At 45.1% G+C, this 9,668-nt stretch carries 7 protein-coding genes and 2 pseudogenes; 5 read left to right on the top strand and 4 right to left on the bottom strand.

The genetic code is table 11. The annotated features are described in order from the left end of the window. From E0D98_RS18390 to E0D98_RS18380, 3 genes are all read right to left on the bottom strand, one after another. Window positions 1–526, bottom strand: a 526-nt coding sequence (locus E0D98_RS18390) for an LUD domain-containing protein (RefSeq protein ID WP_131890812.1), incomplete at its 3' end; no start/stop codon positions are given. Between the two features lie 10 nt (window positions 527–536). Further along, window positions 537–1,256, bottom strand: a complete 720-nt coding sequence (locus E0D98_RS18385) for a (Fe-S)-binding protein (protein WP_001102091.1) — start codon at window positions 1,254–1,256, stop codon at window positions 537–539. 49 nt (window positions 1,257–1,305) lie between these two features. Further along, complete coding sequence (locus E0D98_RS18380; RefSeq protein WP_000544015.1) at window positions 1,306–2,862, bottom strand: L-lactate permease; 1,557 nt, start codon at window positions 2,860–2,862, stop codon at window positions 1,306–1,308. Between the two features lie 336 nt (window positions 2,863–3,198). On the opposite strand from E0D98_RS18380, the pseudogene E0D98_RS18375 reads away from it, so the two are divergent. Beyond that, window positions 3,199–3,351: pseudogene (locus E0D98_RS18375) on the top strand (peptide ABC transporter substrate-binding protein); the annotation flags it as partial. A 112-nt stretch (window positions 3,352–3,463) separates the two neighbouring features. On the opposite strand, the pseudogene E0D98_RS18370 reads toward E0D98_RS18375, so the two are convergent. After that, window positions 3,464–4,249: pseudogene (locus tag E0D98_RS18370) on the bottom strand (ISL3-like element ISEc38 family transposase); the annotation flags it as partial. A gap of 766 nt (window positions 4,250–5,015) precedes the next feature. Here E0D98_RS18370 and E0D98_RS18360 point away from each other — a divergent pair. The 4 genes from E0D98_RS18360 to E0D98_RS18345 all read left to right on the top strand — a co-directional run. Continuing rightward, window positions 5,016–7,073, top strand: a complete 2,058-nt coding sequence (locus E0D98_RS18360; protein ID WP_000366612.1) for an AAA family ATPase — start codon at window positions 5,016–5,018, stop codon at window positions 7,071–7,073. Beyond that, on the top strand, window positions 7,066–8,352 hold the full coding sequence (locus E0D98_RS18355) for an McrC family protein (RefSeq protein WP_000005569.1): 1,287 nt from the start codon (window positions 7,066–7,068) through the stop codon (window positions 8,350–8,352). The genes E0D98_RS18360 and E0D98_RS18355 overlap by 8 nt, the downstream gene beginning before the upstream one ends. Before the next feature lie 197 nt (window positions 8,353–8,549). After that, window positions 8,550–8,762 (top strand): type I restriction-modification system subunit M N-terminal domain-containing protein, encoded by a 213-nt coding sequence (locus tag E0D98_RS18350; RefSeq protein ID WP_001041561.1) that lies wholly within the window; start codon window positions 8,550–8,552, stop codon window positions 8,760–8,762. A gap of 293 nt (window positions 8,763–9,055) precedes the next feature. After that, window positions 9,056–9,668 (top strand): type I restriction enzyme HsdR N-terminal domain-containing protein (locus tag E0D98_RS18345; protein WP_240723741.1); only part of this gene is annotated, 613 nt, incomplete at its 3' end.

Genomic DNA, 9,668 nt, shown 5'->3' with positions numbered 1-9,668 from the left:
CATACCCCAGATGTTCGTTTAACACTCTGCGGATTTGATGGCGATCTTTATGTATTGCCGGAACAACCACATGTGATGGCGGTTCGTGTGCAAGCTGAAGAATGTATTCCCCAAGGTCTGTTTCAATCACGGGTATCCCGGCTTTCTGAAGAACGGCGTTCATGCCAATTTCCTCAGTCACCATTGATTTGGATTTAACAACCTTCCTGGCGTTTTTTTCTTTCGCCACCTTCAGTATGTAACTGGTTGCATCCTCTCTGGTACGGGCAAAATATACATGCCCGCCATTCGCAGTAACCTTTTCGGACAATTGATACAAATAGGCATCAAGATTTTCCAGAACATGCCGACGAATTTGTTCAGCACGTGAACGCCATTCCTCCCAGTGCCCCAGTTCATCAACCATTTTCTGCCGATTAGTCCCTATGCGCTCCTGTGCGTTAGCAACAGCCTTTCGCATGATCGGATCCTGAATCTGAATACGGATACGCTCTTTAAACCTGATATCACTTGTTTTCAAAGACATTCTGTTTACCTCATCTGTGCATCAGGACTTCAGCAATATGCATCACTTTTACAGGATGCCCTTCACGGTTAAGCCGACCGCCGATGTTTAGCAGGCAACTGGCGTCAGCCCCGATAAGAAAATCAGGTTTAACATCCATAATATGCCCGACTTTCTCTTTCACCATTTCACCAGAGATCTCCGCCATTTTTACAGAGAACGTGCCGCCAAACCCGCAGCACGTTTCCTGAGCATGAAACGGCAGCAGCTCAAGTCCCCGCACATTCTCAAGCAGCAAAAGCGGTTCTCTGGTTACACCCAGTTTACGGGAAAGGCTGCATGAAGGATGGTACACTGCACGGCCATTGAGTCTTGCTCCTACATCAGTGATGCCAAGATGATTTACTATAAATGACGTCAAATCATGCAGGCGTTCAGCTACTTTTTCAGCTCGTGCCGCCCACTCAGGTTCTTCACTGAGATAGCGAGCGTAATTTTTTATCGTGTAAGTGCATGACCCGGCAGGAGATACTACAGGCCAGTCATTCTCTTCCAGCGACGATATGAGATTTTTCATGCCTGGGATGGCATCACGAACATAACCGCCATTTATCGCTGGCTGACCACAACATCCCTGCTTTTCGGGGAAATGGACATTGCAACCCAATTGCTCCAGTAACAGCACACTCTTTTGTGCCATCCGGGATTTAAACGCATCACCAATGCAGGTGACGAAAAAGTTAACATTCACAGAAATTTCTCCTGTTGATTAATATTTCACGTCCTTTTGTTATTTTTTCTCAGGCCATGAACAGGTGGTAGACAAGGCCTACTTTCAGTCCAAGAATAACAATATAAGCAAAGCAGTACTTCAATGTCCCTGACATGATTACGCTACCCTGACCATCCATACGGGTGGCTGAAACTGCGATAGCAATACTCTGAGGAGAAATCATTTTGCCGCCTGTTGCCCCAGATGTGTTAGCGGCAGCCAGCCAGAGTGGGTCCACATGCAATTTTTCAGCCGCAGTGGTCTGCAATTTACCAAACAGAATGTTAGAGTTTGTGTCACTACCAGTAACAAATGTACCAAGAGCGCCGATAACCGGGGCAATGAAGAGGTAGGCCCCACCAGTCAGATCAACAAGGCTCTGTGCCAGAGTGCCAATCAACCCACAGACATCCATTACCGTTGCCATGGCAACAATCGCAGAAATGGCAATAATGGAGTTTTTAAGTTGTTTTACCGTGCTGACAAATACGTTTACCAGGCATGACAGGGATGCTTTCTGAATCAACCCGCCAATAACGCTGGCAATGATGATCAGCACACCGGGGGTTGCGATCCACTCAATCTTCATCGACAGATGGCTGCCGTTACTCAGAGAGAAGCTGAGTGACGAGGCAATCTGAGACATTGCACTTTTTACCGTCGGGAACAGTGGAGAACAAAGAAGAATGAACAGAAAAATCAGGATGTAGATTGAGCACGCACGTAACAATGCACCACGAGAGTATGAAAGTGCGCTGGCACTATCTGCTGAAGCCTCAATAAGGAATTCAGGGGCGGTTTTTTCTTTACGGTTTTTCGCCATAAAGACTATTACTATCAGACTGACAAGACTACCCGCGAAAGCCGGGAGTTCCGCGCCAAGATTAACAGCCACCAGATACTGGGGAATCAATGTACTGACACCACACATCAGGGTAATTAGTCCAACGCCTCGTATAGCCTTCATACCACCACCGATAATCGCGACGATGACGAAAGGAAGCAGAATGTTGAACAGTGCCAGTTGAAGAATAATTGTCCCGCTGAGTGTGGTTACAGGTAAATTAACTTGTTCAGCAAGTACAGAGACAGGTATACCTACTGCCCCAAACGCTGTAGGGACTGTATTAGCAACCAGTGATGCAATCGCTGCTTTTAGTGGGTTAAAGCCCAGAGCAATCAGTATACCAATGGGGATTGCTACCGCTGTACCGTATCCGGCTGCCGCCTCAAGAAATCCACCAAAACACCATGAGATAAGAAGTACCTGGATACGTTTGTCATCACTAACGCTCGCGAGAACATTTCTCAGAATATCCATGCTTTTTGTCGCATTCATCAGGTTATAGCTGTAAATGGCTGCCAGGATGACAATCACAATTGGCCACAGACCTTTGATTGCTCCATATACAACAGCAAACCCCATATCCTGAACAGGAGTGTTCCAGAAAAAACCGCCCAGAATCAGCGTGATAAAGAGAGTGCTAAGCACGGCATAATGTATGGGCATTTTGACTTTCAGAATCAAAATGATCATCGCCAGAAGCGGTGTAAGTCCCAGTAAAAAAAGCAGGTAATCGTGCATGTCATTTCCTCAAACGAAAACAAAGTCAGCATCATTACTGTGGATATTGATAGTCTCCACACCCTGTCGGACGAGAGCGTTTAGTTATCAGGGGGAGAATGAGTATCGCCTCCAAAATTGGGATGTTCTTATAAAGTATTTTTTAGTTTAAAAAATATAGCTGAATCGTTTCATTGTTATCTTCCATGAATAAATGTTATGGAATAATACTTTTTGGGTATTTTTTGTTTATACGTGTAACACTTGTGTGCTATCCCGATATAACCTTAAGACTGGTGTTGCAACTGGAGCTCGTCGAAAATCAACGCCCAAATCCTCGACAAATGGAGAAAGAGAATGAGCAATATCACCAGGAATAGTTTAGTTGTAGCAGGCGTTCTGGCTGCGCTTATGGCAGGGAATGTTGCGTTGGCATCTGATGTGCCTACTGAAGTGACTCTAATAGAAAAACAAACGCTGGTACGTAACAACGGTGCAGAGGTTCAGTCAGAGCAGGACACTGACTGTCGTCTGAGAGGAAGTGGATAAAGCCGGAGCAAGAGAGCCAAATCATGATCGATTCGAATGCCAAACTATGATCGATTCAGATGCCATTTTGCACACTGGCAACAAGACGTATCAGAGGTATATGTCTGTACATCATTCGTTCAAGCGCATCGCCAATATTTTTTAGCAGATGCCATCGATCGGCCACCTGTCTGGCCTGAGGTGCACCTTCTCGTGCTGCTGTCGCATAGACTCCACTGCGATCACGCGAGACAATCTGTATTTCCGGATATTTTCTGAACCAGGTCGCCAGCGTACGCTGATCACGGCCGGGAAGCAGGACGAGGGGACGGTGAGTATCAAGATTGACGATTAACGTACCGTAACGGTGGCCCCGATGCCACGCCCACTCATCAATACCGACATGAGGCGCGCCTGACTGTTTCGTCTCCGGGGTATTGATAACCCTGCGAAGGAGAGTATCAGCACTGCAACGGAGACCCACTGCCGTTGCTGCCCGTTTCCCGGCCTCACCTCCGGCGATTAATTCCAGTTGACGTTGTAAATTTTGTAACGCCTGTGAAGACTGTTGGTGTGAACCGGCGAAGGGAGCAAGCGACTCGGCAAAAATTTTACGTGAACAAGCCGGGTTACGGCAGTACCAGTGGCGGACGGAAAATACAAGCCATAGCGTATGTCCTGAGCAGGGTAGATGCTGTATCCGGCGCCGACGACAACTATGAACAGAGTCGCTACGCTTAAAGCATTCAGGACATTGTGCTGTTTTGCGTTTTCCGTGGAGATGGAGGGTTATACCGTCAGAGCTAATAATTTGTCGACTGCATCGCCATCCGCAAGGTAACTGTAGAAGTGTCTTAAGAGAGTGCATTGAGTTGCCCATGACTTAAAACAGCTTAGATCTTTGTTCACCAGAAAGTTTCATCCATTTTCTTCCATCCAGGTTGCGGAAGAACCACTTTTCATCCGTCGTTGACACAACGGCGCGACACCGGATATCCGCAGTCCTGCTTACCTGAATAAAACCCGGGGTATTGATTGTGAGCGGTGGGACGAAATCGCACGGAGGTGTCAATCAACCACACGCGTGTGTCGTCTCCGTATTTATCAGTGTCTCAGGACGGTTAATCCCGGGGGCAACATTTATGGAGGCCCAGTGCGCGCTGATGACCGTCACTTCTGACCTGCTCCCGATATGCCGGAATATAACGGTCAGAGAGGCATATTTCGATGCTCCTATTCTGGATCAGTTGGTTATGGATGCCATAGGCTATGTAAGCGCTTTGTGTCACCGGACGAAACGGCGCAGTACCAGAAGCACCCAGGATGTGGAACAGGTTTATTGGTTACCTGACAGCGAAGATAGACTCAAAGAGCAGTCCTGAACGTTCAGTGATTTTTCCTGCGTTCGTCGTGGTGTACGCAATCAGGAATCCCGTTATCTCATTGTGAAATGCAAGAAGTGCGACTGAAGGTGAATGCGCCCAAAATCCGTTCGAGAGTGCAAAATCATTTTTATGAAAAACATGCATTGTACATCGAAAATCTTACTTATGGCGCTTGGCTACAATTGCATGCTTGGTAATATAGATTATAAAACACCAGACTAGCTGCCTAGTAAGTAATGTAATAGCAGAGGAAATATCACGATGGATCTTGTAGATAGTGTCGAAGCTGGTAAGCTGACGATCAGAGAATTGATTGATGCCCTGGTGAAAGATAAAAATTACACAGCTTCCAAGTGGGAGCAGCGATACCGGGAATTTACGACCTTGCTACAACAAACCTCAACTTTTGCTGAGCCTGAAACGGATGATTTAGTCAAGAGGCTCTGGTATGAACGTGATAACGGTATTGCCAGTATTCGTCAGGGCGTTCCATCATTAGCAGAATATCAGCAAAGCCTCCCATTGCTTAGAGAACTCACCGAACGTGTTCGTCAACAACCAAATGAAGCTACCTACCAATACGTAGGCAGTGCACTGCAGCAGGCCAAAGAGATCGGACAGCTTAAACGCATGTATTGGAGTTTAAGAAATCGTGTCTTTGCCGCGTTCTCGCCAGAAAACTACACCAGTACTGTGGATGAGAATGCTTTCAATAAAGCAGCAGAATTCCTAAATCAACGCTTCCATCTCGGTTTGGTACTGACTGGAAATTGGTTACAGAAAAACTATGAATTGAAACAAGCCATACACGCCCAATCTCCTGACACAGATCCCTATTACGTGAATATGGCTATCTGGCATATCTATGAATTGCTCCGTGAGCGCGATAATGAACAGAAGCAAGAGAAAGTAGCAAGCAGTGAGCCCATCGAGAACAAGACTATTCCACATTCACCAACTAACGTGATCTTCTTTGGCCCCCCAGGCACTGGCAAGACCTTCACGTTGCAGCAAAAAATGAAAGAGTATACTTCTCATGCAGTTCCTGCTGATCGTGAAGCCTGGCTGGATTCTCGTCTTGAATCGTTGAACTGGATGCAGGTTATAACGCTGGTGCTGCTCGATCTTGGGAAACTAGCCAAAGTTCGCCAAATTATTGAACATATTTGGTTTCGACGTAAGGCATTATTAAACGGTCGTAATGGCAATCTATCGAATACTGCCTGGGAGGCTTTGCAAGCCTATACAATTCCCGAATCGTTAACTGTTAATTATAAAAATCGGCGTGAGCCTGCCGTATTTGACAAAACAGGTAACAGCGAATGGTTTCTAGTTGATTCACAGCTCGAGCAAGTGGAGGATTTGTTAGCGCTCCACGCCGAACTTAAACGTGGTCCAAAATCTGCCGAAGCCATCCAGCGTTTTGCGGTGGTTACGTTCCACCAATCTTACGGCTATGAAGAATTTATTGAAGGTATGCGTGCACGCTCTGACGAGAGTGGCAATATATCTTATCCCATTGAGCCGGGTATTTTTATGCGCCTTTGCCAACGTGCTAATGCCGATCCAGCACATCGCTACGCCATTTTCATTGATGAGATCAATCGCGGAAACATATCCAAGATCTTTGGCGAACTAATCTCACTCATTGAAGTAGACAAGCGTGCTGGTATGCCCGATGCAATGAGTCTTCAACTGTCTTATAGCGGTGAGCACTTTAGCGTGCCCGCCAATGTCGACATCATCGGAGCCATGAATACAGCAGACCGTTCTTTAGCTCTGCTGGACACGGCTTTGCGCCGTCGCTTTGACTTTGTCGAAATGATGCCAGATCTTTCTTTACTGAGTGGAGCTAAGGTGAAAGGCATAGAGCTTGAGTCGTTGTTAGAAAAACTCAATAGCCGCATCGAAGCTCTTTACGATCGTGAGCATACACTAGGACATGCATTCTTTATGCCGGTAAAAAATGCTCTCGATACCGGTGATGAAGAAACTGCGTTTAAACAATTGAAGATCGCATTTCAGAAAAAGATCATTCCGCTTTTACAGGAATACTTTTTCGATGACTGGAACAAGATCCGGTTGGTGCTGGCAGACAATCAAAAGCAAGACGACAACCAGCAATTCGTGATTGAGAAAACTGACGATCTCGATACGCTTTTTGGTAACAACCATGGTTTACGACGCCATAATCAGCAATCAACAACTTACGAGCTCAAAGATTTCGATCAAGGGGTCTGGAATATGCCAAAGGCTTATCGTTCAATTTATCAGCCACAGCGGACCACTCCTGATGAGCAGGTCGTAAACCATGAGTGAAGTTATCTCAATTTTTGAATATGACCTGTTGGGGAGTGGAAAAGCGGCTTCAGTTGGCGCAAAGTTGGTGCCTCAACAGGTCTTTGATTATTTAGAAACACTTAGCCTAACAAGTGAGCAAGGAAGCCAGTTTCTTAAACTCACCTCTCGTTCAGGTTTCAAATTGCTGCAGGTGCAAAACTACGCGGGGATGCTTTCTACACCTCACGGTTTGCAGCTTGAGATACTGCCCAAGATTGGTAAAAACCTCACGCTTGCGAGTGCGCGAGAAACATTCATTACGATGCTAAGTCACCTGCCTGGGTTTCGACACATTCAAACCCAGCAGGCCACTATTCAGGCGCAACGCATGCCTTTACTCGAGATTTTTATCAGCCAATTTTTGCAAAGCGTCAGCCAATTGCTTAAACAAGGTTTACGCTCCGACTATGTGAGCGAGAAAGGTAATCTGGCTTTTATGAAGGGCAAACTGATGCTCTCTGCACAACTGCGACATAACGCGGTAAATCGCCATAAGTTTTGTGTCGATTATGATGAGTATATGCCTGATTGTGCTGCCAATCGGCTCTTACACTCCACACTGGATAAGTTACTTAGTCTGAAGCTGTCATCAGAGAATCAACGCTGGCTTTACGAACTGCGCTTTGCTTTTGACGGTATTCCACTTAGTAGGGATATAGAGAGCGATCTGAACAGCTTACGCATTGAGCGTGGTATGACTCATTACAGCGAGCCAATAGCTTGGGCGCAGTTGATCCTGAGAGGAATGAGCCCAAGTGCATTGCAAGGAAACACCAAAGCGATATCACTTTTGTTTCCTATGGAAGCGGTATTTGAATCCTTTGTGGCACAGACCCTACCCTACGAATTACCTTCTCACCTAAAAGTTTTTTCTCAAGCAGCAACGTATTCTTTGGTAAAGCATGGACTTAAAGATTGCTTTAAGCTTCGCCCAGACTTGCTGATTCAATCTCGGCAACCGATTCAAACCAAAATGGTGATGGATACAAAATGGAAGCAGGTGAATAGCAGCCAGCAAAAAAAATTACTTTATGGGCTAGCGCAATCCGACTTCTATCAAATGTTTGCCTACGGCCAAAAATACCTTGGCGGAACAGGCGAAATGTACCTGATTTACCCTGCGCATGATGACTTTAGCCAACCGATACCGCAGCACTTTGCTTTTTCAGAGACTTTAAAATTATGGGTTGTGCCATACCGGATAATGGCAAAACGTGGTGAGAGGATGATGTGGGCAAGTGATGTGTTAGCTACATAGTGACTAAGCCATTTGGAATGGGCCAGTCCAAAACATCGACGCTGTCTCAGGCAAAGTGGTTGTGTTGACAGGAATGGAGACAGTAGTCCCTCATTAACCCTGACTCGAAGCCGCTGCCGCTAGCAAGACGCTCTTATCAAAAGTACAATCAAAACCCTAAAACAGCCCTTTTAGAATTACGTTTAACAGGATTTATAGTGAATAAACAACAGATTGCTGCAAAAATCTGGGAATCTGCCAACCAGATGCGGTCTAAAATTGAAGCTAACGAATACAACGATTACATACTCGGTTTTATCTTCTACAAGTACCTAAGCGACCAGTTGGTGCGGTTTGTCACCAGACAAGGTGATGACACCCGAAGCTGGATCGTCGTTCATCGGACTGTGAAGACATACTTAAAGAGCTGATATGGGCGTTCAGTGATTTCGTCCGCGATCGTCGTGGTGTGCGCGATCCGGAAGCCCTTTATCTCATTGGAATACTTGCTATACCACACTTTCCTTGCAGTCATCATCGAAAAGCCACCTATTGGTAGTGTTACTGTGGTTTTTGAGGTAAAAATAGTGACAGCAAAATCTGAGCAGCACAACAAGAGACGTAAAGAATGGAACTGTTAGGATAACTTGACTAACAATACTTCGGTACAAGAATTACAATCATTAGAAATCTACTTTTTGATAAATATCGTTGTGAGAAATAGATGAATAAAAAAGATCAGTTACAAAGACTAATTGATAAATACAAAAGCGATATTGATTATTATCGTTCTGCCAGATACAACGAAACTCAACTAAGAACGGATTTTTTAGATCAACTATTCCTTATTCTCGGTTGGGACATAACGAACGCAGCAGGAAAACCAACAAACGAACGCGAAGTGCTTGTAGAGGAAGGTTTAAAAGCCCGAGCAGGTGAAAATACTAAAAAGCCAGACTACACGTTTAGACTCTTCTCTGAGCGTAAATTTTTCCTTGAAGCCAAAAAGCCTAGTGTTGATATATCAACTACTATAGAACCAGCTCTACAAGTTAGACGATACGGATTCACAGCCAAATTAAAAATTTCTGTGTTGTCGAATTTCGAGTATACGGCAATTTATGATTGCTCTAATCAGGTTAAAGAAACTGATTCAGTAGCAAACTCTAGAATCAAGTTGTATCACTTCACTGAACTCGTAGATAAGTTTGATGAAATTAATAATCTTATCGGTCGAGAAAGTGTTTACACTGGTCATTTTGACAATGAATGGTCAGAAATTGAAAATAAGATACTGAGATTCAGTGTTGATGATCTATTCCTCAAGCAAATTAATG

Source organism: Escherichia sp. KCJ4928, from assembly GCF_004352695.1.
Lineage (GTDB): Bacteria > Pseudomonadota > Gammaproteobacteria > Enterobacterales > Enterobacteriaceae > ECMA0423.
The sequence above is the reverse complement of the archived record's forward strand: the minus strand, read 5'-3'. Positions and strand labels throughout refer to the sequence as shown.